Origin of the sequence: Streptosporangium canum, assembly GCF_900113865.1 — a bacterium.
GTDB classification, from domain to species: Bacteria; Actinomycetota; Actinomycetes; order Streptosporangiales; family Streptosporangiaceae; genus Streptosporangium; species Streptosporangium canum.
Genome location: NZ_FOQY01000010.1, coordinates 86,703 through 111,502, shown reverse-complemented (window position 1 = coordinate 111,502; position 24,800 = coordinate 86,703). Strand labels below are relative to the sequence as shown.

The following is a 24,800-nucleotide window of genomic DNA, read 5'->3' as shown; positions in this document are numbered from 1 at the left end:
CGCGCCCATTGACATCCGGAGCCTGTCGAAGTTACGGTCTGGACCGTAAATGAGAACAAGGAGGCCGGATGCGCACGCTGGCGGAACTGGACGAGCGGCTGTCACGACCGCGTGACGGGCTCGCCGACGATCTGGGCAAGCTCGACGGGGACATCATGATCCTCGGAGCCGGCGGCAAGCTGGGGCCGAGCCTGGTGCGCCTGGCGCTGCGCGGTGTGCGGGCGTCGGGGGTGTCCCGGCGGGTGATCGCGGTGTCGCGGTTCTCCGAGCCCGGACTGGCGCAGTCGCTCCAGGAGAGCGGCGCCACGGTGGTGGCGGCCGACGTCGCCGACGAGGAGGCGCTGCGCGGCCTGCCCGACGCCGCGAACGTGGTCTTCCTGGTCGGCGCCAAGTTCGGCACCGCCGGGCGCGAGCACGCGACCTGGTTCACCAACACCTACCTGCCGGGACGGGTGGCCGACCGGTTCCGCGGCAGCAGGATCGCGGCGCTGTCCACGGGCAACGTCTACCCCCTGGTGCCGGTCGCGAGCGGCGGCAGCACCGAGGACGGCCCCACCGGCCCGGTGGGCGACTACGCGATGAGCTGTCTGGGCAGGGAGCGGGTGCTCACGCACTTCGCGGCGGAGTACGGCACGCCGCTGTCGCTGATCCGGCTCAACTACGCGGTCGAGATGCGCTACGGCGTGCTCGTCGACCTCGCGCAGCGGATCCTGGCGGATCAGCCGATCGACCTGACCACCGGGCAGGTCAACGTGGTCTGGCAGGGCTACGCCAACGAGGTCACGCTCCGCTCGCTGCCGCTGGCCGGCGCCGAGCCGTGCGTCCTCAACGTCACCGGCCCCGAGCTGGTCTCGGTACGGCAGGCGGCGGAGGCCCTCGGCGAGGCTCTCGGCAGGCGGCCGGTGTTCACCGGCGAGGAGGCCCCGACGGCGCTGCTGTCCAACGCCGCGCGCTGCCACGGGCTGTTCGGCTACCCGGATCTCACGCTCACCGAGCTGATCGGGCATACGGCGCGATGGGTGGCCGACGGCGGGCCGCTCCTCGGAAAGCCCACCAAGTTCGAGCGTCGTGACGGCAAGTTCTAATCGAGGGGGATGGCACGTGCTGAGCACGGCACCTGGGACGCACGCGTCCGTGCATGATCTGTTCCGGCGGGGATGTGTGATCCCGGCCCACCCGCTGGCGCTGACCGGCGAGCGCCGGCTGGACGAGCGGCGCCAGCGGGCGCTGACCCGCTACTACATCGAGGCGGGGGCGGGGGGACTGGCCGTCGGGGTACACACGACGCAGTTCGCCATCCACGGCACCCCGCTGCTGCCCCCGGTGCTCGAACTGGCGGCCGAGACCGCCCGTGAGTACGACCGGGAGGTGCTCCTCGTGGCCGGGGCCACCGGCCCCACCGCCCAGGCCGTGGCCGAGGCCGAGCTGGCCGCGTCGCTCGGCTACCACATGGCCCTGCTCAGCCCCGCCCAGGGGCTCGACGAGGACGAGCTGATCGAACGGGCGCGCGCGGTGGGGGAGGTCCTCCCCGTCATCGGCTTCTACCTCCAGCCCGCGGTGGGCGGCAGGCGGCTGTCCCGGAACTTCTGGACAGAGCTGGCCGCGATCGACTCGGTGGTCGGGATCAAGGTGGCGCCCTTCGACCGCTACCGGACGCTGGACGTCCTGCACGGCGTCTGCCGCGCGGGCAGGGAGGGCGAGGTCGCGCTCTACACGGGCAACGACGACCACATCCTCGCCGACCTCATCACCCCGCACCGGGTCGTCGTCGACGGCCGCGAGGTCGAGCTGGAGTTCGTCGGCGGGCTGCTCGGCCAGTGGGCGGTCTGGGTGCGGCGCGCGGTCGAGCTGCTGGAGGAGGCGAAGCGCGCCCGCGCCGGCGACGACGTGGCCGTGCGGCGCCTGCTGACCCTCGACGGCCACCTCACCGACGCGAACGCGGCCATCTTCGACGTGGCCGGCGGCTTCCACGGCTGCATCCCCGGCATCCACGAGGTGCTCCGGCGCCAGGGCCTGCTCGCCGGGCGCTGGTGCCTGGACCCGGCCGAGGACCTGTCCCCGGGCCAGCTCGCCGAGATCGACCGGATCTGGGCCGCCTACCCCTGGCTGCGGGACGACGACTTCGTCGCCGAGGGTCTCGACCGGTGGCTGGGCTAGAGGGTCAGCCGGTACATCGTCAGCGGACGGCCGCTCGAACCGCTGGAAAGGTTGCCGGTGCGCTCGGCGAGCCCCGACAGCTCCAGGCGGTGCAGCATCCGGCGGGCCGTCCGCTGCTGCACCCCCAGGCGCTCGGCGATCTCGCGGGTGGTGAGCGGCTCGTCGCCCACGGCGGCCCGAGCCTCGATCAACCGCTCCAGCGTCGGGACCGACAGCCCCACCCGGCGCGCGATCACGTTGAGGCTCTTGCCGCCCGCCGGCGTGGGGGCGACCGATTCGAGCACGATGTCGGTGTCGGCGCGGAGCGACAGCACCGCGGCCACCTCGCCGATGCGGCGGGCGCGGGCGAGGGCGCGGCGTGCCAGGCTCTCGGCCTCCGCCGCGCTGCGCCCCAGCCCGAATCCCACCCGCACGACCTGGTTGTGGCTCGCCAGGCGCGACAGCATGGGCAGCGAGGAGAAGCCCCCCGTCGCGTCGGAGAGCGGGCCGCGCGTGGTGACGAGCAGATGCGTGCCGCCGCGGAAGGCGGCCAGCGTGCCGCCCAGCGCGGTGGCCTCGCGCAGCAGGCCCTCCTCGCTCTCCACCTCGATCAGCCCGAGCGCGATCTGCGCGTCCTCCTGGGCCTGCCCCTCGGCCGACTGCAGGAGCTGGCGCAGGGCGACGCGGACCGAGTGGACCGACGGGACCAGGCGCAGCACGTGCATCTCCTCGCGCAGCGCCTCGTGGACCGAGCTGAGGCAGGTGACCACGGCGTGCCCCCTGCCCCGGCGGTGGAACGCGACGGCCTTCTTCGAGCTCATCCCCTGGCGGTAGGGGAGGGTCCGGATGTCCTCGGTGGGCAGGCCCGCCTCGGCGAAGGTCGTCACGATGTCGGCGGAGGCCAGGGTGTCGACGGACAGCCGGGTCACGTCCTGTCCCTCGTGCTGGAGACGGACGAGCGCGCTGAGCAGGGTGGCGCCGGAATAGTCCACGAAGGAGGCCGGCCGCGACAGCACGTCGGCGTCGCGTGCCAGCATGTAGGGCACGATGCCGGTGAAGAGCCATCCCTCGACCGACGCGGCGTGGGCCTCCACGATCGCGGGCGCCTGCGACTCGTGGTCGTAGTCCAGCCGCAAGGCGCTCACCCCCAACTGCTCCTCGCAGGTGGCGGCCACCTCGTCGACCAGATCATGGGGACCGACGACTCCGATGACGATGCCCACCCAGACCTCTCCATTCCCTATTACGGTCAAGACCGGTTTATGGTCTGACCCTACCTTTTGCGAGGTGCTCGTTGGCTCTGACATTTCCCAGCATGGCCGGATCGGACGGACGGACGCTCGGCGACGAGGAGGTGGCGGCCGCGGAGCGGGTGATCCGTTCCGGGATGCTCAGCTCCGTGTGGGGGACCGAGGCGCGAGCGCTGGAGCGTGAGATGGCGGAGCTGTACGGCTCCCGCCACGCCATCGCCTGCAGCTCTGGCACCGCGGCCCTCCATCTGGCCGTCGTGGCCGCCGCGCCCGACCCCGGAGACGAGATCATCACGACCCCGCTGACCGACTTCGGCACAGTGGCCCCTATCTTGGCGCAGAACGCCGTCCCTGTCTTCGCAGACGTCGATCCGGCCACCGGGAATCTTGATCCGGACGCGGTGGCGGCGCTCATCGGCCCGCGCACCCGCGCGATCATGGCCGTCCACCTGTTCGGGGCCCCGGCCCGGACGGCCGAGCTGCGGGCCCTGGCCGACGAGCACGGCCTGGCCCTGATCGAGGACTGCGCCCAGGCGTGGCTGGCGACGTCGCCCGACGGGCGCCCGGTCGGCAGGGTGGGGGAGGTCGGCTGCTTCAGCCTCCAGCAGTGGAAGCACATCACCTGCGGCGACGGTGGTCTGGTGATCACCGACGACGACCGGCTGGCTCACACGATGCGTCTGTTCGCCGACAAGGGCTGGGACAGGGCCGTCGGCCGCCATCATGTGAGCTTCGGGCTCAACTACCGCATGACCGAGCTGCAGGCGGCGGTCGCCCGTGCCCAGCTCGTGAAGCTGCCCTGGGTGGTCGAGGCCCGCAGGCGCACCGCCGCGCGGCTGCTGAAGGCCCTGGACGGGCTGGCCGGGGTCCGCCTGCCGGAACCCGAGGGGCATGCCTGGTGGCTGTTCCCGCTGGTGCTGCCCGGCGGGGGAGCCCCGGAGCTGGCCGAGCGGCTGGCCGGCGCCGGGATCCCCGCCAGGGCCGGTTACCTGGCCGAGCCGCTCAACCTGGCCCCGGTGTGGGACGGGCCCGTCTACGGCACCTCGCGCTTCCCGCTGGACGGCCCGCCCGCGCCCTGTCCCGAGGCCGAACGCCTGGTCGCGGAGAATCTCCTGGTCATCGACTGGAACGAGCACTACACCGACGAGCACGTCGACGCGGTGGCCGCCGGGTTCGGTCGATGATCACTTACCGGGTACCGGCCTTGGCGGTTAGTTACGTTCGTATTTCAGGCATTGACCCGCCTTTAACCAGGTGGCTAGGTTTCGGTCTAGACCGGTATTAGCAAAAAAGGAAAGGAAGGCGCCGATGAGGAAGGTCGCCGCTGCCGGCCTCGCGGCCGCCCTGGGAGTCGTGCTCGCCGGATGTGGATCCGGCTCCGATTCCGGGTCGGGCAAGAGCACGGTCACCATGTGGATGTACCCCGTCATCTCCGACCAGGCCAAGAGCCAGGCGTTCTGGGCCAAGGTCGAGAAGGGCTTCGAGACGGCGAACCCCGCCGTCGACCTCAAGATCGACCTGCAGCCCTGGGAAGGCCGCCAGGAGAAGGTCACGACGGCGCTGGCCGCCAAGAAGGGCTTCGACCTGGTCGTCCTCGGCCCCGACCAGATCCCGCAGTACGCCCAGCAGGGCTCGCTCGTCGCGCTCGACGATCTCGTGGCCCCCGCCAAGTCGGCCTACCTGCCAGCGGCGCTGAACGCCCTGACGGTGGACGGCAAGCTGTACGGCGTGCCGATCTACCAGACGATCACGGCGCCGATCTACAACAAGAAGGCCTTCGCCGACGCCGGGGTCACCGAGGTGCCCGGCACCTGGGCCGCGCTCAAGGAGGCCGCGCCCAAGCTGGCGGCCAAGAAGGTCGCCGTCCTGGACTACCCGGGGGCTCCCGAGGTCAGCCTCAACCAGAGCTTCTACCCGCTGCTGTGGTCCAACGGCGGCAGCGTGTTCGCCCAGGACGGCAAGTCCGTCGCCTTCAACGGCCCGGAGGGCGTGGCGGCCCTGCAGCTCCTGCTCGACCTCAAGGCCGCCGGCGGGATCCCCGAGAACGCCGCGACCAAGAGCAACGAGATCGAGGGCGGCCCGCTGGCGTCCGGCAAGACCGCCATGTACCACGCGGCGACCGCGCTCCAGGCGGTCCAGCTCGGCGCCGCGATCGGCGCCGAGAACGTGGGGATCGGGCTGCCGCTGGAGGGCAGCAAGCGCGTGGCGTTCGGCATCCCCGGCGGGCTGGTGCTGGCCAAGCACTCCCCCCAGCAGGCCGAGGCCAGGAAGTTCGCCGAGTATCTCTCCTCGCCCGAGGTGGCGGCCGACCTCGCCAAGGAGTCCGGCTTCTTCCCCGCGCGCACCGACGCGACCGTGCCCGGGCAGTCGCCGGAGGCCACGGAGTTCGCCAAGTCGCTGGAGTTCGCCTTCCCCGGCGACACCCACCCCAAGGCCCGGCAGGTGATGTCGCTGATCGCGCCGCACATCCAGGCGGCGCTGCTCGGCAAGGAGGACGCGAAGAAGGCCCTTGACGCGGCCGCCCAGGAGGCCAACACGCTGCTGGCCAGCGGCTGAGCCAACCATGCACCTCCCCGCCGTGCCGTACGCGGCGGGGAGGTCCGATTGAGAGGGGGTGACCCTGTGCGACAGCGGTTGCGAGATCCCATGACGGGGCTGCTGTTCGTCCTGCCGATGCTGGTGCTCTTTGTGATCTTCCGGTTCGTCCCCACGCTGGGGGCGGCGGGCATGAGCCTGACGGACTACAAGGTCAGCGGAGAGTGGAGCTTCGTCGGGGTCGACAACTACGCCAGGCTCCTGGACGATCCGCTCTTCCTGGCCAGCCTGCGCACCACGCTGCTCTACGTGGCGGTCTACGTCCCGCTGACCATGCTGGTCTCCCTCGGCACCGCCCTGATGCTCAACGCGGCGATCTACGCCAAGGGGCTGTTCCGCGGGATGCTGTTCCTGCCCTATGTGACGAGCTTCGTGCTCGCCGGGGTGATCTGGCGCTGGATCTACGAGTTCGACGGCCTGCTGAACGGGCTGCTGGCCAAGGTGGATCTGGGCCCGGTCGGATTCCTGGAGCAGTCCTCGCTGGTGCTGCCCGCCCTGGCGGTGGTCTCGGTCTGGAAGGGGTTCGGCTACTCCATGCTGATCCTGCTCGCCGGCCTGAAGTCCATCCCCGGGTCCTACCTGGAGGCGGCCCGCGTCGACGGGGCGAACGCCTGGCAGCGCTTCCGGCGGATCACGCTGCCGCTGCTGCGGCCCGCCCTGTTCTTCGTCCTGATCATCGAGACCATCGGGGCCTTCCAGACCTTCGACACCATCTACGTGATGACCGGAGGGGGGCCGGCACGGGCCAGCTACACCCTCATCTACGGCCTCTACGAACAGGGCTTCAAATTCTTCGACTTCGGCTACGCGGCGACCCTGGGCATGGTGCTGTTCGCGGTGGTCCTGGTCGTCTCGCTGATCCAGCGCCGCCTGCTCGACCGGGGGACCTCATGACGATCACGGCCTCCCGCCCCACCGCCACGGAGAAGAGGAAGACGGCGGCCCCCGCGCCGCGCCGTACGTTCGGGAAGTGGCCGCTGACGCTCCTGCTCGGCCTGGTCTCGCTTCTCACGGTCAGCCCGTTCCTGGTGATGCTCGTGGTGGCGCTCTCGCCCGCGGGCAGCCCGACGGTGCCCGCGCAGTGGCCCTCCGAGCTGACCTTCGACAACCTCGTGCGGACGCTGTCGGCCTCCGGGTTCCTCGGGTGGACGATGAACTCGCTGATCTACGCGCTCGTCTCCGTGGTGATCATCCTGATCACGGCGTCGATGGCGGGCTACGCCTTCGCCAAGAAGCGCTTCCCCGGCCGGGACGCCCTGCTGTGGGCCTTCCTCGCGACGATGATGGTGCCCTTCCAGGCCACGCTGATCCCGACGTTCGTGCTGGTCTCCGACCTGGGCGGGATCGACACCTACTGGGGCCTGATCGTCCCCACCCTCGCCAGCTCCCAGGCTGTCTTCCTGATGCGCCAGTTCATCAAGGACCTGCCGGACGAACTGTTCGACGCGGCCCGGGTGGACGGCGCCTCCGAGTGGCTGGTCTACTGGCGGATCGTCGTGCCGCTCACCAAGCCGATCCTCGCCACACTGGGGGTCTTCGTCTTCCTGTGGCACTGGAACGACTTCCTGTGGCCGCTCGTCGCCGCGCAGGGCGACGCGATGCGCACGCTGACGGTCGGCCTGACCACGCTGCGGGGCGAGGAGGTCCCGCTGGCCGTGCTGATGGCCTCCGCGACGATCTCGGTGCTGCCCTGCCTGCTCGTCTTCGCCCTGCTCCAGCGCTACCTGGTCAACAGCATCGCGATGACCGGCCTGAAATAGGCTCGCCGGATGGACATCGACTCACGGGCGGCGAAGCTGCGCGACCGGCTGCGCGGCACCCTGGTAGCGGCGGCGGCCACCCCCATGACCGCGGCCGGCGAGGTGGACCTCGACCTGGCCGGCGACTACCTGGCGGGCCTGGTCGCCGACGGGGCCGACGGCCTGGCCGTGCTCGCGCACACCGGACGCGGCCCCTTCCTCGCGCCGGAGGTCCGCGCGGGCGTGATCACCAGAGCCGTCGCGACGGGCGTGCCGGTGATCGTCGGCGTCGGCGGCTCACCCGGAACGGCGGACCCATCCGGTACGGCAAGCTTGTCCGGTACGGCAGGCCCGTCCGGTTCCGGTACGGCGGGCCCCTCGGATGCGGCGGGCCGATCCGGTGCGGGCGGCCCGTCCGGTGCGGCGGAGCACGCCGGTGGGGCCGTCGACCGGATGGTGGCCGAGGCCCGGATCGCGGCCGACCTCGGCGCGGACGCCGTCATGGTCTTCCCCACCGACGATCCCTGGGCCGCCCACGACGCGATCTGGCGCTCGACCGGCCTGCCGATGATCGCCTTCGACCTCTACGTCAGGCCCTACCCTCCCGGCGTCCTGCGCCGGCTGGTGCGCCACCCCGGAGTGGCGGGGCTGAAGACGGCGCTGCTGTCGGACGCGATGGGCTGCCAGGAGGCGATCGCCATCACCCGCGAGGCGGGCAGGCTCCCCATCACCGGCGAGGACCGGATGTTCGGCCCGTCGCTGCTGTGGGGGGCCGAGGCCGCCCTGGTGGGCATCGCGGCGGCGGCGGTGGAGGTCACGGCGGAGGTGATGACCGCCTTCGCCGGCTCCGACCTGCGCGGGTTCGAACGGGCGTCCGCGCGGCTCGACCGGCTGGCCGCCGCGACCTTCACCGAGCCGATGGAGGGCTACGTCCAGCGGATGCTCTGGCTGGCCGCCGCCGAGGGACGGATCCCGGACAGCCACGCCCACGACCCGTACGGCCCCGGCCTGGCGGAGGACCGGGCACTCCTGGCGGCCTTCGCGACCGGGACCGCCCGGATCCCCTGAGACCGGCCGGGAACGCCCCGCTCCTCCACCGGGAGGCACCGTGGGCGAACCGATCACTTCGTCAATCCGCTGAGCTGTGGGAACGTCGCTCAGGCGGGCAGATCCCAGGATGGGCCGTCCGGTTCGCCCAGCCAGACGTACTGGCGGTCCCCGGTGACGGTGAGCCCGAACGCGGACTGGTGCGGCGATCCGGCTGCCTGCCAGGTCAGGATGGCGTCCTCGACGGCGTCCCACAGCCGCAGCGGGCCGTGCTGGTGGACCGTCCACCCTCCGGCCGGGGCCGGCCGGGTGTCGGCCCGTGATCCGGTGCCGACATCCAGCAGGATCGTCGTGCCGTCACCCGATGCCCGCTGGGCGGCCGGCGCGGCGAGCTGGGCGACGAACAGAGCGGCCTCCTCGTCGAGGATCGCCGGGTCGATGCGGGTCTCCCTGGCATCTCCGATCCCTGTCATGACGGGTGGTCGCGGCGGCGGCAGGTGCAGCCGAGCGGTCATGAAATAGAGGTCGTCTTTCAGGAGCCGCCCGCTTGCTGTGCCGTCGCCGGCGTGGGTGAGGTGGGCGAAGGCGACTCCGCCCATCCAGCCCCACATCGGTGCCGTGATGGTCCCTCCGGCGCGCACCTGCCCCATCCATGCCGGGGGGATGGTCCGCACTGAGCAGGTGCCGATCAGCCGGTCGTATGGGGCGCCGTCGTGGTGGCCGTGCAGGCCGTCACCCACGACCAGAGTGGGCGCGTATCCGGCTGCGGCGATGGCCATGCGGGCGCGCTCGGCCACGGCGGGGTCGTACTCGATCGAGGTCACCGCGTTGCCGCCGAGGCGCCGGCACATCAGTGCGGTGGAGTAGCCGGTGCCGGTGCCGATCTCCAGCACCCTGTCACCCTCGCCGATGCCGGCGGCTTCCAGCATCCGCACGACCAGACTCGGAGTGGTGGATGACGAGCTGGGCGAGCCCGTCACCGCCCCGGAAGCGTTTTCGGCCAGGATCCCGTCGACCTGGGTCACCCACGTCTCATCGGTGTAGACCAGGCCCAGCCAGTCGCTTTCGTCCATCTCGGCGCGGCGGACGGCTGTCCACAGGTCGCCGCGGACCGCGTCGCGCAGGAAGACGGCGTCGCCGACGAACAGCTCGCGCGGCACCTTTTCCAACGCCTCGCGCCAGCCGGCGGATCCCACGATGTCTGCCAGCGTGTGGCGGAGCTTTGCGGCGGTGTCGCTCACGACCACCATCCCTCCAAGATCACATCGGCGAAGGCATGCGCCATTGCGCCGGCATCAGGTAACCAAGCCCACTGGCCGTTCGGGTTGCATTCGATGAAGGTCCACGTTTCGGGTTGCTCGTCGGCGGCGCTGAGAGCGAAGTCGAAACAGCCGAACACCAGCCCAAAAGCATCGAGGTAGGCGCATAGGGCGGCCCTGATCGGTCCGGGCGTCTCGACGGGCTCGTGAACCAGCTTCTCCCAGTCGCCGCTGCGCCAGTCGAGAGCACCACCGGGGGAGGTGATCCGCTGGGCGAACACCCGCCGCCCGATGACCGTCACTCGGGCGTCCGCGGTCTTGGGCACCTCCTGCTGGAACAGGTGGGCGGTCACCGCCACCGACTCGTCCAGTTCCTCCGGGTCGATGCGCCGGGTCCAGATCGCTGCCACGCGGCCATCCGGACCCGGCGGAACACCCCGGAAGGACTTGTAGATGATCGGGCCGTGCTCGGCAGCGAACTTCCGCACCTGCTCCACGTCGTTGGTGACCAGGGTTCGCGGGATGGCCAGCCCGAGTTGGGCGGCCATTTGGAGCTGGGCGGGTTTGTAGTCGGCACGGTTGATCGCGGCAGGGTGGTTGACGTACACCGCGCCGGACAGGTTGTTCAGGATGCCGCCGAGCCCATGCTGGGCTTCGGCGACGGCGAACTGCTGCTCTACCACGGGCGGCGACACGCAAGGGCGGTACCGGAGATGTGGACCGCATCCGCGCCACCACCCGTCATTTCGGTGACCTGGACGACCTGTACGGCGGCGGTCACGCCCGCCGAGCCGTCGCCGCCTACCTGGTGCATGACGTCGCGCCACTTCTACGCGGAACCGGTGGCGGGTCCCGGCCGGACCTGTTTCGCGCGGCTGGTGAGCTCGCCTACCTGGCGGCCTACATGGCGATGGACGCTGGAGCCCATGGGCTCGCGCTGCGCTACTACGTCCAGGCGGTCCGGCTGGCCGACGAGGCCGGCGACCGGGCGCTACGAGCTACTGCGCTGCGGTCCATGGCGGTCCAAGCCCGCGAGGTCGGCCATAACCGGGAGGCACTTGCCCTGGCCGACGCCGCCGCATCCGCCCTTGGTGACTGCGGTCCGCAGCGTATCCTGGCGTGGATCACCGGGATGCAGGCTGAGGCGCATGCCGGTGTCGCTGATCGCTGGGATGCACTGCTGCTGCTGCGCCGTACCGAGGCTCAGCTTGAGCGCGCCGACTCTCTGCCCGAGAAGGAGTGGGTCGGCAACTACAGGCGGGAGTCGCTGCAGCACCAGACGGGGCTGGCGCTCACCGCGCTGGGCGACCATGCCGGTGCTGCACAGCACTTCGCCGCGTCCATGGGCACGCGACGGCCGGTGGAGCGGCGTACCCGCGCCATGATCGGCCTGCGGTGCGCCCATGCTCACCTACGCGGCGGCGACGCTGAGCGGGCCGCTGCGACCGTGCTCGGTCTCCGCGAGGACCTCGCGGGGATCGCCTCTGCCCGCGTCCACCGTGAACTGCGGCAGCTTCGCCAGGAGTGGCAGCCGTACCGGGCTGCCCCGCATGTCGCCACGGCGGATTCTCTCGCTGCCGGACTGCTTCACTGACTGCCGTGTCGTGTGGCCCTTACGCGGAACTGCTGGAGTGGCCGATCGTGCACGAGGAGCCCGGGACGGCCGTCGTCGCTCCGCCGCACCTCTACCGCTCCGGGGGAGCCGGCGGGGAGCCGTGGCCGGGGGGGATCTTGAGGCCGAACAGGTCGGCGGCGTTGCGCCAGGCGACCCGTTCGGCGGTCTCGCCGGTCAGCCTGGCCGCCGCGACCGCGCCGAAGGCGGAGGCGGGGTCGATCAGTGTGGCGTCGGTGCCGAAGAGCAGTTGCCGGGCGTCGACGGCGGCGGCGACCTCGGCGAACCGCCCGGCGGGCGCGTGGGACCAGCAGGGTTCGAGGTAGAGGCGGTCGCACGCGCGGGCCGCCTCGATCGCGTGCCGCCACCCGGTCGCCCCCATGTGGCCCGCGATCGCCCGCAGGCCGGGCAGGTCGAGACACGCCTGCGCGAGGTCCAGCACGGAGGCGTCCCAGGTGTGCACGAGCGCGGGGCAGTCCAGCTCGGCCAGCATGGCCAGCGCCTCGCGCATCTGCGGGGAGGTCACGGGTGACCTGGTGTAGTCGGTGTGGATCTTGGCGCCGACGAACCGGCCGGTCGGCAGATACTCGCGCAGGTCCCGCTCGGCGTCGGCGAGCCGCCGGGGGTTGACCGTCACGTAGCCGTAGAGCCGGTCGGTGCCTTCCAGGACGGAGGCGAGCGCCCGGTTGCCGGAGGGGGCGTCGTAGATGACCGCCTCGGTGGCGGACACCACGGCCAGGTCGATGCCGTAGCGGTCCATGACCGCGTGGTTCACCTCCGCCACGTCCATGGTGAAGAACCACGGTCCCCAGTGGGCGTGCACATCGATGATCATGACTGTGCCTCCAGGCCGAGCAGGCGGCGGGCGTTGCCGCCCGCGACGCCGGCCACCTCGTCGGGCGTGAGCCCGCTGGTGGCCAGGCGCAGCAGGGGCACGACCGGCTCGTAGTGCGGGGTGCGTGAGCCGTACAGCAGGCGCTCGGCGCCGACGTGCGCGGCGGTGGTCTCCAGGGCGTCGGGGGAGTTGAGCAGCCGGGTGGAGGTGTGGAAGCCCGGCTCGTCGGCGGCCGTCACGAGGAAGTCGCCGAGGTGGTAGAAGTGCGTGTCCAGGAACACCACCCGGGCGCCGAGCCCGGCGAAAGGACGCCAGAAGCGCCGCACGTCCCCGCCGGTGAGGATGGCCAGCCCGAGGTCGGTGGCCCGCCGCGCGACGTGCCGTACCGAGGGGAAGTCCGCCTCGACGCCCTGCTCGTCGGGGAAGAGCCGGACCGCGCGCGCTCCGGAGCCCGCGAGCCGTTCCAGCTCCCCGCCCGCGCCGACCGGGTCGCGGAGGTCGACGGCGCCGACCGGGAGCAGTTCGGGACGGTCCAGTGCGAGGATCTCGTCGTTGCCGGAGCGCACGTCGAACAGCGCGGCGCGCAGGCCGGCCACCGCGCCGGCCGTGATCCGGTGCCGGGCGAGCGTCTCGCACACCTCGGCCGGGGCGCCGGGCGGGCCGTCGCGGTCGGGGTAGGCGCCGACGAGTACGTCGACGTCGAGGGTCACCGTGAGGTCCCCGATCAGGCCCTCCGCGTCGAAAGCTGTCATGCCGGCAACGATCCGTTCTCCGAGTTCTCTATACCGGTCTTGACCATAATTGCCTTTCTTGCGATCCACAAGCGTCAAGCCAGTGAAAGACTGTTGACAGCGGATGCTCAAAAAATTACGGTCAGGGCCCAAATCGAACAACAATGGACTCGCGACACGGCGGCGGCACGCTCCGGAGCATGCCGCCCCGCGGACCCGAGCCGCTCCGGGCCGCGCGAGCCCGCCTCGCCGCGACCCCCACCGAGCGCGACCCCCCACTCATTTCGAGGAGGTACGGCCATGCCGCGTCCCCATCCGGCGCGCTGGATCGTCCTGACAGTCCTGACCGCCCTCGCACTCGTCCTGCCGCTCACCTCACCGGTCCAGGCGGCCGCCCGGGCGCCCCTCGGCGCGCCGCCGGCGCGCTGCGGCGCCCCCGGCTTCCAGACCTTCGGCCCGGCCACGACCACCGGCGCCATCGTCGGCGCCGTCCTGCACGGAGGCCGCGGCTACGTGGTCACCCGCGGCCTGAAGCCGCCGATCGTCGCCGAGTTCGACCTCGCCACCCGCAAGGTGGTCCGGGCCGTCCCGCTGCCCGACGGCCCCGCCGACGGCGCGCCCGAGGGCGCCTGGGCCACGACCGTGTCCGGCGGCAAGATCTACATCGGCACCTACCCGGTACCCGACCTGTACCGGTTCGACCCGGCGACCGGTGAGGTCGAGCACCTGCACTCGTTCGGCCGCAACGGCGGGTTCGTGTGGAGCCTGGCCACGGCGCCCGACGGCACGATCTACGCCGGCACCTACAGCGACGGCCGGGTGTGGGAGTACTCGCCGGCCACCGGCGCGGTGCGCAACTTCGGCGTCCTCGCGGCCGGCGAGCGCTACGTCCGCTCGATCGCCGCGGACGCCGACAACGTCTACGCCGGCCTGCTCGACAAGGGCAGGCTGATGGCGATCGGCCGGACCGACGGGACCGTCCGCGACATCACCCCGGCCGCGCTCGGCGCCAAGCCCGCGGGGTTCGGCGTGCTGGCCGACTACGGCGACCGGCTGCTGGCCGGCAGCGGCACCTTCCTCGTCGACGTGCGCAAGGACGGCAGCGACGCCCGGGTCCTCGACCTCGGCGCGACCAGCCTGGACGCGATCACCGTCGCGGCCGACGGCACCGCCTACCTCTCCTCCCGGCCCTACGGCTCGATCTACCGCTACCGCACGGGCGACACCGCCCTCACCGAGGTCGGCACCCCGCCCTCGCCGGGTGACGAGCACCGCGCGCTCGCGCTGACCGACGAGCACACGCTCGTCGGCTTCGCCGGCAGCGGCGGCGTGTGGTCGATGGACCTGCGCACCGGGAAGTCGGAGTTCACCGAGCTGCTCGACGCCGGGATCCCCGCGGGGCCGGAGCGGCCGCAGTCCATCCTGCTCGACCCGCGCAAGGCGATCTACGTCGCCGGCCACTGGGCCGTCGAGGTCCGCGACCTGCGGACCGGGGCCCACCGCAGGATCCGGGTGCCGGGCGAGCCCAAGGCCATGCTGCTCCGCAATCACAAGATCTACGCCGCGCTCTACCCGAGCGGGCAGATCATCGAGCTCGATCCCCGCGACGACCGGATCCGGAGCCTCGGCTACCTCGGGAACGGGCAGAAACGGCCCTGGGACATGGAGTACGACCGGCGTAGCGGGCTGCTGCTCATCGCCTCGGCGCCTCTCGGCGCGGACCTGTCGGGCGCGCTCACGCTGCTCGACCCGGACACCGGGAAGATGGACGTCTACCACGACGTCGTCCCGGACCAGAGCCTGATGAGCCTCACCGTCGACGGCGGGATCGCCTACCTCGGAGCCGACGTGCTGGGCGGGGGCGGCACGCCGCCCACCCGGAGCGCGGCGGCCGTGGCGGCCTTCGACCTGCGCACCCGGAAGGTGCTCTGGCAGGTCACGCCCGTCCCCGGCAACCGTACGATCCAGGACGTCATCGTCCACCGGGGCCTGCTGTACGGCGTGTTCAAGCGCAACGCGGGCTGGTTCGTCATGGACCTCGCCACCCGCACGGTGATCCGGCAGGGTCCGCTGACCGGGTACGGCGAGCTGTACGTCCACCGGGGGAAGGTGTTCGCCTCCACCTACTTCGGCGGCGGCAACGTCCACCAGCTCGGCCCGGACCTCGCCGAGCCCAAGCTCGTCGCCACCGGGCTGGGGGACGAGTGGTACACCAACCCGCAGCTGGCCTTCGAGCCGAACTCGTGGAACGCCTGGACACTCGTCGGCCGTGACCTGGCGCTGGTCCGCATGGACCCGGGCTGCCCGACTCTGGACGTCACCCCGTGAGCCCGCGCGCGACGACGGCCGCCGTGTCACCGCGGTAGCGCCGGCGGAGCGCGCCTCCACGCCGCCGTCCCATGACGGCCGGCTCCCCACGCCGTCGTGGCCACGCCCCTGTGGCCACGACGGCTCTGCGGTCTGCGGTCCGGTCAGCGCCGGCCGGAGATCGCGATGCGGACGAGGTTGCGGCCACGCAGGCCGTACAGCGCGCGGCCCGACGGGTCGAGGGAGAGCTTCGGCTCCCCGCCGAACCACTCGCCCGCCAGGCCGTCGGCGATCGTCGTCGTGGTGAGCCGGGGCAGGTCGACCTTGTAGACGCGGTTACCGTCGGTGCCGTAGGCCACCAGCCCGGTGACGACGAGCTCGCCCCCGCGGTCGGCGACCTTGGCGGTCCGGGTGATCCGGCGGCGCAGGAAGTCGTACTCGAACAGCACACCGGTGTTGGTCAGGCCGTACAGGGCGAGGGGGGTCTGCCCGAGGGCGGCGACGTAGCGCGCGCCGGGCACCGGTTCGAGCTCCCACAGGAGCTTGCGTCCTCGCAGGTCGAAGGCCGCCAGGCGGGCCGTGGTGGTCACCGGGGGCAGCCCGAGGCCCTCCTGGACGTTCGTGCCGAGGTAGGCCGTGCCGCGCCGGGTGGCCACCGAGTACACGCTCTGGCGCTCGACGACCGGCCGGTAGGTGTCGAACTTCCCGGTGCGCGGGGAGTAGAGCGACAGCGCCCCGTTGATGTGGCCGGGCTCGGGCTGGGTGGGCATCACGATCAGCCCCGTCAGGGCGTCGTAGGCCAGGTCGCGCGGGCGGTCCTGCTGGTTGCCGGTGCGGGCCAGCAGCCGTGCCGAGTCCTCGCCGGCCCGGTGGGCGTAGAGCAGGCCCTGGGTGTAGACGCCGAGATAGGTGGTGTCCTTGAGCGTCAGCGCCGTCTTCGGCTCGCCCGGGATGCCCAGCCGGGTACGGGTCCCCGCGGCCACGTCGTGGATGTCCGCGCCGCCCTTTCCGCCCACGTAGACGCGGCGGCCGTCGGAGTGCACGGACATCGGCTGCTCGGGGGCGGCCCGGAAGCCGCGCTGGACGAGACTGCGGTACTCCAGCGAGCCGGTCGCCGGATCGTAGACGAAGACCGCGCCGTCCTGGACGCCGTAGACGCGGCCGTCGTGGACCAGGAGCCGGTGGGTGGCGGCCTCGGGGTAGGCCACGCCGAGCGACTCGACCTCGCCGCCGGACAGCGGGCACCGGTACAGGGCGCCCGACGGCCGGCCGGCGAAGTAGACGTATCCGTCGTGGATGACCACCGAGGTCACGTACTTCTCCCCGGGGGCGGTCGCCTTGAGGATCCGGTGGTCGGCGGGGTCGGAGGTGGACAGCACGAGCACCTCGCCGGACGACGAGATGCCCGCCGCGAGGTGGGTGTCGGAGATGGCCATGCTCGCCACGAAGTCCCGGCTCGCCAGCTCCGCCGGGAGGATCTCCCGCTTCGCGCCGGTGGCGCGGTCGATCGCCACCAGGTGGGCGTGCGCGCCGACGCCCGCGTAGACGGTGGTGGCGTCGGCGGCGACGCTGCGCACGTACTGCTCGCCCGGCGTCGCGACGCCCAGGTCGCGGCTCGTGCCGGTGGCCGGGTCGTACTCGATCACCCTGCCGGTCGGGGACAGGCCCATGTAGACCTTGCCGTCGGGCGAGGACGCCATGGCCCAGATGTAGTCGTCGGAGTAGCCGGCGGCCTTGGTGACGGCGCCGGCGCGGGTGTCGAGCCGGTAGAGGTCGGAGGAGCCGCCGTGGGTGCCGACGTACACGTCGGCGCCGACGGCGCACATCGCCCACACGCCGATGCCGGTGGGGATGTCGAAATGGGCGGTGACCGCGTCCGCGGCCAGGTCGTAGGAGCCCACCACGTTGGGGGACAGTCCCCGGGTGGCGGCGTAGAGGACGTCGCCGGCGAACTCGGCGTTCCCCAGGGCGTTGGTGACGCTCGCGGGGCCGAGGTCGGTGAGCGTCCCCTCGGGCTGCCCGGTCGCTCCGTGGGCGGATGCGGCCGGAACGGCCGCGGAGACGGCGCCTGTGGCGACCGTGCCGGCGGCGAGCTGGATGAATCGACGGCGGGGGATCATGCGTGCCTCCCGGGAAGTTGTGTCGCGCGCAAGCTATAACGGACCCGGCCGTAATGTCTATGAGGTGTCTTCCGGTCCGTTCGCTAGGCTATTGACGGTCATTCCGTCGTCTGGAAAGATTTCGGTCTGTGCCGAAATTGGTCGATCTGCCGGTGGTAGACGCTCATCGCCTGGTCGGGCCCGTGCCGTTCGACGATCTGCCCGCGGATCCGCGGCCGGACATGGACCGGCTGGGCATCGAGGCGGCCTGCGTCACCCACACCCTGAGCCTGTACGCCGACCCGGCGGCCGGGAACGAGGCGCTGTCCGCCCTCGACGACCCCCGCCTGATCCCGGTGCCCGTGGTGGTGCCGGGAGTGCCCGGAGCCTCGGTCCCGGCGACCCTGGACGAGGTCCTCGACTGGGACGTCCGGCTCGTACGGCTCTGCCCGGAGCGGCACAGGTTCGAGCTGACCGGGCCCGTCGCGCTGCGCTGGCTGGCGGCGATGGCCGCCCGCGACCTGCCGGTGGCCGTCGACCTGGAGGAGACCTCGCCCGCCGCGCTGCGCACCCTGGCGGCCGAGATCCCGGACCTGCGCGTGCTCCTGCTCAACCCGGGCTACCGGCGGCTGCGCGCCGTCGCGGAGCTGATGGCGACGGTCCCGAACCTCTGGCTGGAGATCGGCACGGTCAACACCCAGCGCGGAGTCGAGTGGCTGGCCGAGCGGTACGGCGCGGACCGGCTGGTGTTCGGCACGGGCGCGCCCGTGCTCGACGACTGCGGGCCCCGCTTCCTCCTCGACCACCTGGAACTCGGGGCCGCCGAGGTGGAGCTGATCGCCTCGGGCGCCCTGCGGAGGCTGATGTGATCCTCGACGCCCACGGCCACATCGGCGCCTGGCCCGACTTCCTCATCCCCGACCCCTCGGCCGGGGGGCTGGTGGCGATGATGGACCGGCTCGGCATCGCCGCGATGGGGATCAGCGACCTGCTCGGCGTCGGGCCGGACGCGGTGGAGGGCAACCGGCGCGCCTTCGAGGCGGCGGCCGAGCACCCCGGCAGGTTCGGCGTCTGGCAGGTCTACAACCCCCACCACCGCACGCCGCTGACCGACCGGCCCGGCGTCTGGGGCGTCAAGCTCCACCCCGACGTGCATCAGTGCCGCCTGGACGACCCGCTCTACGAGCCGGTGTTCGCCCTCGGGCTGCCGGTTCTCGCACACGGCCAGACCGACTCGCCCTGGAGCGATCCCGCGCAGTTCGCCGCCGTGGCGGCGCGCCATCCGGAGGTGCCGCTGCTGATGGGGCACACCGGGCTCTGGCCGTACGGCTTCGCGCGCGCGGCCCGGCTGGTGGCCGACCACCCCGGTGTGCTGCTGGAGGTCTGCGGGTCGAAGATCACCGGCCGCTGGATCTCCCGCCTGGCCGCGCTCGCCGGGGCCGAGCGGGTGGTGTACGGCTCCGACGCCTGCTTCCTGGACCTCCGCGCCGGCCTCGGCCGGGTCGCCCTGGCGCCGCTCGCCGAGACCGACCGCGACCTCATCCTGGGCGGCAACCTCGCCCGCGTCCTGGGCGGCCGCCTCGCCTGACGTCCCGCCCGCTCCCTGAGGACCGTTCACCGGGCATCGCGCCCACGCATAGGAGGACCGTTCGCGTGAAACTCGCCATCGACGGAGGCACCCCCGTCCGCTCGGCGTCCTGGCCGTCCTGGCCGCCACCGCTCTCCGCCGGGCAGCGCGAGCTGGTCACCGAGGTGCTGGAGAGCGGGCTGTGGGGGGCCACGCAGGGATCGCTCTGCACCGACCTGGCCGCCGCGTTCGCGGCCCGGTCCGCCGTGCCGCACGGCGTGACGGTCGGCAACGCCACCCTGGGGCTGTTCGCCGCGCTGCGCGGCCTCGGGGTGGGGCCGGGGGACGAGGTGATCATCCCGGCCTACACCTTCGTGGCCTCGGCGACCTCGGTCATCCTCGCCGGGGCGATCCCGGTGATCGTCGATGTGGACCCGGTGGACCTGCACCTGTCCGCGGCCGCCGTGGAGGCGGCGGTCACGCCGAGGACGGCCGCGATCATGCCGGTCCACCTGGCGGGCAGCCCGGCCGACATGGACGCTCTCACCGCGGTGGCCGTACGGCACGGCCTGGCGGTCGTGGAGGACTGCGCCCAGTCGCACGGGGCCCTCTACCGGGGCCGTCCGGTCGGCGGCCTGGGCGACGCCGGGGTGTTCAGCTTCCAGGCGAGCAAGGCCATGACCGCGGGGGAGGGCGGCGTCATCGTCTGCCGGGACGAGGGCGTCCACGCCCGCACCTGGTCGGCGTGCAACCTCGGGCGGCGGCTCGGCGGCGCGTGGTACGGCCATCCCGAGGTCGGCTGGAACCTGCGGCTGACCGAGATCCAGGCGGCGCTGCTGCTGCCCTGGCTGGACCGGCTGGAGGAGGAGATCGCGCGGCGCAACGCCTTCTGCGAGGCGGTGGAGCGCGAGCTCGGGCGGCTGTCCGTGCCGTGGGGGCCGGCGTCCGCGGGATCGGGTGCCGGAGGGGCGGGGGTGTCCTCGTCCGTGGAGCCCGATGGCTCCCTGCCGGTGACCGTGGTGCCGCAGCCCCCGGGGACCACCCTGGACTCCCGGCACCTGCTCATGCTCCGGGTGAACGCGCCGGTCGACCGGGAGTTCCTGCTCGCCGCGATGGCGGCCGAGGGGGTGCCGCTGGACGGCGGCTACCCGCCGCTGGGGACGATGTCCGCCCTGACGGAGGCGGGCGCGCGGGTCGAGCCCTGCCCGGCGGTGGAGGCCGCCTCGCGGACGGTGGTCTGGGTGCGCCAGTCGATGCTGATGGAGGAGGCGGACGGGGCCTCGGACGTCGTCGAGGCCCTGGCCAAGGTGCTCGGCGCGGATCGGTGATCAGGCCGGCGGGCGGCGTGCCGGAGAGTCGGGGCGCCGGCCGAGGTGCTCGGCGCGGCTCGGTGAGGTGATCGGGCCGGCCGGGCGGTCCGCCGGAGAGAGGCACGGATCGCCGCTCGCCGGCGGGCGGAACGCGCCCCGGTGAGCGGCCCGGCCGTCGCCGGAGGGCGGGAGAGCACGGGATCATCTAAATTCGGCCCATACCGAAAACTATCTCTTGACGCGACAGCTCGCTCTTCTTAGGTTTTCGGTCATGACCCTTATTGGAGGAATCCGACGATTCCTGGCTGTCGCGCTGGCCGCGTCAGCCGTGCTCGCCGCCGCTCCACCCGCCTCGGCCGCTCCACCCGCCTCGGCCGCTCCACCCGCCTCCGCCGCGCCCGGCCCGATCGAGGCGCTCGGCGTGCCGCTCCAGGACGTCCTGCTCATCGGCGGCGTGGTCGCGCCGGGACCGGGCGGCGCGACCGTGCTCTGGGGCGTCTCCTCGGGCACCCCGGCGCACCTCAACGCCGTCGATCCCGCCACCGGCGCGGAGGTCGCCAGGTACGACCTGCCCGGCGCGGGCGGAGCCTGGGCGGTCGACGCGGCCCCGGACGGCTCCGTCTACGTCGGCAGCTACGGCGACGGCCGCCTGTACCGCTGGACGGAGCAGGGCGGGATCCGCGACCTCGGCCGCCCGCTGGCGTCGGAGAACTTCATCTGGACGGTGGCCGCCGACCCGGCGTCCAGGATCTACGGCGGCACCTCGCCCGGCGGGAGGCTGTTCGGCTACGACCCGGTGAACGGCGTCCGCGACTACGGAAAGCTCTCCCCGGCGCACGCCTACGTCCGCAGCGTCGCCGTGGCGGGCGGCAAGATCTACGCCGGCACCGAGGCCCCGGCGGCGGTCTTCGAGGTGGACGCCGAGACCGGCGCGTCCACGCGACTCCCCACGCCCCCGGGACTCGACCCGGCGGGCAAGTGGGCCTACGACGTCAACGTCGCGGGCGGATACCTCTACGTGCGCTACAGCGACGCCTTCCCGGGCCCGGCGCACGTGTGGGACATCGCGGCCGGGGCCTGGGTCGACGAGCTGGAGGCGGCCCACGGCCTGGATGTCTCCCCTCCGGACGAGGAGGGCCGCGTCTACCTGGTCAAGGCGGGCGAACTGGTCCGCTACGACCCGCGCAGCCGTACCGTCACCCCCACCGGGATGCCCTTCACCGGCCGGGTGGCCAACACCCGCGGGATCGGCTGGGCCGAGCTGGACCTGCCCGACTACCCGGGCAAAAGCGTGGTGGGCCTGCTCTGGCGGGGCATGATGTTCCGCTACAACCCGCAGACCGGCGCGCGCTCCTTCGTCCAGACGGCGGTGCGCGGCGAGCCGATCGACGTCACCGCCCTGTCGGAGGGGCCCGACGGGCGGATGTACGCCGGCGGCTTCCTCAACGGCGGCTTCGCCGCCCTGAACGCGAAGACGGGTGAGCGGGAGGAGTTCCACACCTTCTCCCAGAGCGAGGACATGACCACGCACGACGGCAAACTCTACGTCGGGGCCTATCCCCAGGCGCGGGTCTACTCCTACGACCCGAAGCTGCCCTGGAACAGCGCCGAGTACTCCCCGAGCCCCGAGCCGGGGCCCGCGGACAACCCGGCCCGCCTGTTCGACTTCGCGGCCGACAAGCAGATCCGTCCCAGGGCGATGGTGTCGGCCGGCCGCTACCTGGCCGTCGGCACCATGCCCGACCTCGGCCACCTCGGCGGCGTGCTGGCCCTGTGGGACCCCCGGGAGGGGTCGCTCCGCACGGCGCAGCGGCACGTCGTCAAGGACCAGAGCATCGTCTCGCTGGCCTACCGCGACGGGGTGGTCTACGGCGGCACCTCGATCTACAGCGGCCAGTCGGCCACGCCGCCCACCCAGACCGAGGCCCGGCTGTTCGCGTGGTCGGTCAAGGAGAACCGCCTGCTGTGGGAGATCACCCCGGTCGCCGGCAAGCCCGCCGTCCCCGCGCTGACCTTCGACGACCGCGGCCGGCTCTGGGGCATCGCGGGCGGCGAGGTCTTCGCGGTCGACGTGCACGCGCGCAAGGTCGTCTCACGGGTCACCCTGTCGCCGAGCGCGAGCGCGAGCGGCCGGCTCGTGTTCGACAAGCGGGACCGCACGCTGTACGGCGCGCACGCGGGGTCCTCGCTGTTCTCGCTGGACCCGCGGACGAGGCGGCACGCCGTACTGCGCGAAGGACCGGTGCACCACCTCGCGGTGCACCGGTCAGGGGACGTCTACTTCGCCGAGGGGCCGCAGCTGTACCGCTACGACCCGCAGAGCCGGTAGGTGGAGAAGTTCTCCGTGCGTGACAGGTAGAGGTGCCCGTCGGCGCCCTTGACGAGGTTGGAGATCGGGCGGGTGATGAGTGTGAACTTCATCGCCGCCCGATCGATCCGGTAGACCTTGCCCTGGACCTTGCCCCACAGGGCGCCGGCGTGGAACTCGATGTTGGTGTCCAGCCAGACCTGGGTCTGGCTCTGCCAGGGGTAGGTCTGGTGCTTGGCGGTCCGCAGGGTCTGCCCGGTGGCCGGGTCCACCTCGAACAGGGCGTCGGGGGTCAGCCCCCACAACCTGCCCGCGTCGTCGAAGGTGATCGAGCCGAGCGCCAGGTCGCCGGGGACCGGCGCGGTCTGCCACTTGACCGAGTCGGTGGCGATGTCGTAGGCGAACATCTGGGCGGCGTCGCCCTGGGGCACGCCGACGCCGCCGAACGCCGAGGTCGTGCCGTAGAGGACGCCGTCGCGGTAGGCCAGCCCGACGATGCTGTGGCCCGGCACGATGTTCCGCTTGATCACCTTGCGGCCCGTCGCCGGGTCGTACAGCCCGAGCACCCCGCCGACCGTGCCGACCTTGGGCACGGTGCCGAACGCCAGCCACTCACCCGCCGAGACCATGGCGAACGGCCGGTCCTGTTCCTGGTCGCGCAGGTCGAGCAGCTGCTTGAAGGCGGTCCCGTCGAACTCGTAGATCCGCGCGCCCGGATACACCCCGAGGTACAGCTTGCCCTTGTGGGTGACGAGGCCCTCGCTCTGGCCGATGTCCGGCCACGACTGCGTCTGGCCGGTCGCGGGGTCGTAGGCGGCCAGGCCGCCGGTGAAGAAGCCGCCCGCGTAGATCCGCCCGTCGGGACCGGTGGTCATGGACCGGATGCTGACCGGCTGGCCGGTGAGCGTGCCGGGCAGCAGGCGCCCCTCGCCGGTCTTGCGGTCGTAGTTCCAGATGCGGCCGGTGGAGCCGGTGCCGACGAGGGTGTGGCCGACCCAGCCGAGCGTCCGCGCGGCGCCTCCGCCGAACTCGGTGAAGCCGAGCTTGACGAGCTTTCCCGACGTGAGGTCGTAGCGGGCGAGCTCGTCGTCCTGCCACAGGTAGAGCTGCTGCCCGTGCCGTCCGCCGCCCACGGTGAGGTTGTCGACGTCGTCCACGACGTCCTTCCAGACGCCCCGCGCGGTGTCGTAGACGCCCATGGGATTGGTCGAGGTGGTGGTGACGTAGCGGACCAGGAGGTAGCGGCCGGCCAGGTCGAGGTCGTAGGCGTAGCCCTTGCCCTCGATCGGCGGGTCGATGATCTTCCGTGTCGTGCCGTCGGGGGCCAGCACCACCACCTTCATGCTCGCCGCGCCGACGCCCGCGTAGACCGTGCCGTCGTCGGCGATCGCCAGGTCGCGGATGTACTGCTCGCCGGGCACCGGGGAGCCCAGGTCGGTGACGGCGCCGCTGGCGGTGTCGTAGCGGAACACCTTGCCCGAGGGGGAGGTGCCGCCGTAGACGGCGGAGCCGTCGGGGGTCGCGGCCACCGTCCAGACGAAGGTCTCGCCCGCGATCGGGACGCCGAGGTCGGTCACCTGGTCGGTGTCCGGCCGGTAGCGGTAGAACCGGGCCTGGGCGGGGCTCAGGGGGTAGGTCCCGACGTACACCGAATGGTCGGGGGCCACGGTCACGGCCCAGGATCCCAGGGCGCCGGGGAGCGGGCGCTCGGCGATGAGCCGGCCGTCGCGGGCGTCCCGGATGCCGAGCTGCGCGGGGCCGGAGGCGCTGGAGGTCACCGAGTAGACGCGCGGCCCGTCGGGGTGATCGGCGTCGAGCGCGGTGCCGGCGGTCGTGGCCCCGGTGAGGGGCAGGGTGCCCAGGGCCTGCAGACCGCAGCCGGACGGGGGTGCCTGCCGTACGGCCTGCGCCGGGCCGGCGGCGAGAGGGAGGATGAGGGGGATGAGGAGAAAGGCGGTGACGAGCGCCGCCAGTCGAGATCGCACGGGCTACCTCCGGATGGTGC

20 protein-coding genes are annotated in these 24,800 nt (G+C 72.3%); 13 read left to right on the top strand and 7 right to left on the bottom strand.

The features are described 5' to 3' along the window. Positions 1–68 precede the first annotated feature (68 nt). Together BM085_RS17030 and BM085_RS17025 are read left to right on the top strand one after the other, a co-directional pair. Positions 69–1,085 carry an NAD-dependent epimerase/dehydratase family protein gene (locus tag BM085_RS17030; RefSeq protein WP_093887950.1) on the top strand — a complete coding sequence of 339 codons (1,017 nt, stop codon included), beginning with the start codon at positions 69–71 and terminating at the stop codon, positions 1,083–1,085. Between the two features lie 49 nt (positions 1,086–1,134). Then, positions 1,135–2,157, top strand: coding sequence for a dihydrodipicolinate synthase family protein (locus BM085_RS17025; RefSeq protein ID WP_245789365.1), 1,023 nt, complete (start codon positions 1,135–1,137; stop codon positions 2,155–2,157). Here BM085_RS17025 and BM085_RS17020 read toward each other — a convergent pair. Next, positions 2,154–3,359 (bottom strand): response regulator, encoded by a 1,206-nt coding sequence (locus tag BM085_RS17020; RefSeq protein ID WP_245789364.1) that lies wholly within the window; start codon positions 3,357–3,359, stop codon positions 2,154–2,156. The two genes, BM085_RS17025 and BM085_RS17020, sit on opposite strands and share 4 nt — an antisense overlap. Before the next feature lie 92 nt (positions 3,360–3,451). Here BM085_RS17020 and BM085_RS17015 point away from each other — a divergent pair, with 92 nt between their 5' ends. The 5 genes from BM085_RS17015 to BM085_RS16995 all read left to right on the top strand — a co-directional run bounded on the left by BM085_RS17015 (position 3,452) and on the right by BM085_RS16995 (position 8,788). Next, positions 3,452–4,570 carry a DegT/DnrJ/EryC1/StrS family aminotransferase gene (locus tag BM085_RS17015; protein WP_093887948.1) on the top strand — a complete coding sequence of 373 codons (1,119 nt, stop codon included), beginning with the start codon at positions 3,452–3,454 and terminating at the stop codon, positions 4,568–4,570. Between the two features lie 124 nt (positions 4,571–4,694). Beyond that, entirely contained in the window at positions 4,695–5,942 is a 1,248-nt protein-coding gene (locus BM085_RS17010) for an extracellular solute-binding protein (RefSeq protein ID WP_093887947.1), read from the top strand. A 90-nt stretch (positions 5,943–6,032) separates the two neighbouring features. Continuing rightward, complete coding sequence (locus tag BM085_RS17005) at positions 6,033–6,875, top strand: carbohydrate ABC transporter permease (protein ID WP_245789363.1); 843 nt, start codon at positions 6,033–6,035, stop codon at positions 6,873–6,875. Next, positions 6,872–7,741, top strand: a complete 870-nt coding sequence (locus BM085_RS17000; RefSeq protein ID WP_093887945.1) for a carbohydrate ABC transporter permease — start codon at positions 6,872–6,874, stop codon at positions 7,739–7,741. The genes BM085_RS17005 and BM085_RS17000 overlap by 4 nt, the downstream gene beginning before the upstream one ends. A 9-nt stretch (positions 7,742–7,750) precedes the next feature. After that, positions 7,751–8,788, top strand: coding sequence for a dihydrodipicolinate synthase family protein (locus BM085_RS16995; RefSeq protein ID WP_093887944.1), 1,038 nt, complete (start codon positions 7,751–7,753; stop codon positions 8,786–8,788). 89 nt (positions 8,789–8,877) lie between these two features. Here BM085_RS16995 and tgmC read toward each other — a convergent pair whose 3' ends face one another. Together tgmC and BM085_RS16985 are read right to left on the bottom strand one after the other, a co-directional pair. Next, the gene (gene tgmC, locus BM085_RS16990; protein WP_245789362.1) at positions 8,878–10,008 is read right to left on the bottom strand and encodes an ATP-grasp peptide maturase system methyltransferase; all 1,131 of its coding nucleotides are present in this window, start codon (positions 10,006–10,008) and stop codon (positions 8,878–8,880) included. Continuing rightward, positions 10,005–10,721: an MvdC/MvdD family ATP grasp protein gene (locus tag BM085_RS16985; RefSeq protein WP_093887942.1), complete on the bottom strand. Its 717-nt coding sequence runs from the start codon at positions 10,719–10,721 to the stop codon at positions 10,005–10,007. The genes tgmC and BM085_RS16985 overlap by 4 nt, the downstream gene beginning before the upstream one ends. A 20-nt stretch (positions 10,722–10,741) precedes the next feature. Here BM085_RS16985 and BM085_RS16980 point away from each other — a divergent pair, with 20 nt between their 5' ends. Next, positions 10,742–11,620 (top strand): NsdA family TPR-like regulatory protein, encoded by an 879-nt coding sequence (locus BM085_RS16980; protein ID WP_093887941.1) that lies wholly within the window; start codon positions 10,742–10,744, stop codon positions 11,618–11,620. A 91-nt stretch (positions 11,621–11,711) separates the two neighbouring features. Here BM085_RS16980 and BM085_RS16975 read toward each other — a convergent pair whose 3' ends face one another. Next, positions 11,712–12,473: an amidohydrolase family protein gene (locus BM085_RS16975; RefSeq protein ID WP_093887940.1), complete on the bottom strand. Its 762-nt coding sequence runs from the start codon at positions 12,471–12,473 to the stop codon at positions 11,712–11,714. Beyond that, the gene (locus tag BM085_RS16970) at positions 12,470–13,225 is read right to left on the bottom strand and encodes an amidohydrolase family protein (RefSeq protein ID WP_245789361.1); all 756 of its coding nucleotides are present in this window, start codon (positions 13,223–13,225) and stop codon (positions 12,470–12,472) included. The genes BM085_RS16975 and BM085_RS16970 overlap by 4 nt, the downstream gene beginning before the upstream one ends. A 279-nt stretch (positions 13,226–13,504) precedes the next feature. Between BM085_RS16970 and BM085_RS16965 the strand changes: the two genes are divergently transcribed. Further along, the gene (locus tag BM085_RS16965) at positions 13,505–15,532 is read left to right on the top strand and encodes an NHL repeat-containing protein (protein ID WP_093887938.1); all 2,028 of its coding nucleotides are present in this window, start codon (positions 13,505–13,507) and stop codon (positions 15,530–15,532) included. Positions 15,533–15,675: 143 nt separating this feature from the next. Here the strand turns inward: BM085_RS16965 and BM085_RS16960 are convergent, their stop codons facing one another. Further along, a complete protein-coding gene (locus tag BM085_RS16960; RefSeq protein ID WP_093887937.1) occupies positions 15,676–17,631 on the bottom strand; it encodes a ligand-binding sensor domain-containing protein in 1,956 nt (651 codons plus the stop codon). A gap of 152 nt (positions 17,632–17,783) precedes the next feature. Between BM085_RS16960 and BM085_RS16955 the strand changes: the two genes are divergently transcribed. The 4 genes from BM085_RS16955 (at position 17,784) to BM085_RS16940 (ending at position 22,816) form a co-directional block, all read left to right on the top strand. Next, the gene (locus BM085_RS16955) at positions 17,784–18,479 is read left to right on the top strand and encodes an amidohydrolase family protein (RefSeq protein ID WP_143120968.1); all 696 of its coding nucleotides are present in this window, start codon (positions 17,784–17,786) and stop codon (positions 18,477–18,479) included. Beyond that, positions 18,476–19,198, top strand: coding sequence for an amidohydrolase family protein (locus tag BM085_RS16950; protein ID WP_093887935.1), 723 nt, complete (start codon positions 18,476–18,478; stop codon positions 19,196–19,198). The genes BM085_RS16955 and BM085_RS16950 overlap by 4 nt, the downstream gene beginning before the upstream one ends. Before the next feature lie 65 nt (positions 19,199–19,263). Continuing rightward, positions 19,264–20,505, top strand: a complete 1,242-nt coding sequence (locus tag BM085_RS16945) for a DegT/DnrJ/EryC1/StrS family aminotransferase (protein WP_093887934.1) — start codon at positions 19,264–19,266, stop codon at positions 20,503–20,505. Positions 20,506–20,758: 253 nt separating this feature from the next. Next, positions 20,759–22,816, top strand: a complete 2,058-nt coding sequence (locus BM085_RS16940; protein WP_143120967.1) for a PQQ-binding-like beta-propeller repeat protein — start codon at positions 20,759–20,761, stop codon at positions 22,814–22,816. On the opposite strand, the gene BM085_RS16935 is transcribed toward BM085_RS16940, so the two are convergent. After that, positions 22,795–24,780 (bottom strand): ligand-binding sensor domain-containing protein, encoded by a 1,986-nt coding sequence (locus tag BM085_RS16935; RefSeq protein WP_093887933.1) that lies wholly within the window; start codon positions 24,778–24,780, stop codon positions 22,795–22,797. The two genes, BM085_RS16940 and BM085_RS16935, sit on opposite strands and share 22 nt — an antisense overlap. Positions 24,781–24,800: the final 20 nt, after the last annotated feature.

Bases quoted from the DNA above. Each gene is read 5' to 3' on its own strand.
- BM085_RS17010 (WP_093887947.1), top strand. From the start codon at position 4,695: ATGAGGAAGGTCGCCGCTGCCGGCCTCGCGGCCGCCCTGGGAGTCGTG.
- BM085_RS16940 (WP_143120967.1), top strand. From the start codon at position 20,759: ATGACCCTTATTGGAGGAATCCGACGATTCCTGGCTGTCGCGCTGGCC.
- BM085_RS16965 (WP_093887938.1), top strand. From the start codon at position 13,505: ATGCCGCGTCCCCATCCGGCGCGCTGGATCGTCCTGACAGTCCTGACC.
- BM085_RS17000 (WP_093887945.1), top strand. From the start codon at position 6,872: ATGACGATCACGGCCTCCCGCCCCACCGCCACGGAGAAGAGGAAGACG.
- BM085_RS17015 (WP_093887948.1), top strand. From the start codon at position 3,452: ATGGCCGGATCGGACGGACGGACGCTCGGCGACGAGGAGGTGGCGGCC.
- BM085_RS16995 (WP_093887944.1), top strand. From the start codon at position 7,751: ATGGACATCGACTCACGGGCGGCGAAGCTGCGCGACCGGCTGCGCGGC.
- BM085_RS17030 (WP_093887950.1), top strand. From the start codon at position 69: ATGCGCACGCTGGCGGAACTGGACGAGCGGCTGTCACGACCGCGTGAC.
- BM085_RS16960 (WP_093887937.1), bottom strand. From the start codon at position 17,631: ATGATCCCCCGCCGTCGATTCATCCAGCTCGCCGCCGGCACGGTCGCC.
- BM085_RS17005 (WP_245789363.1), top strand. From the start codon at position 6,033: ATGACGGGGCTGCTGTTCGTCCTGCCGATGCTGGTGCTCTTTGTGATC.
- BM085_RS16970 (WP_245789361.1), bottom strand. From the start codon at position 13,225: ATGACAGCTTTCGACGCGGAGGGCCTGATCGGGGACCTCACGGTGACC.
- BM085_RS16975 (WP_093887940.1), bottom strand. From the start codon at position 12,473: ATGATCATCGATGTGCACGCCCACTGGGGACCGTGGTTCTTCACCATG.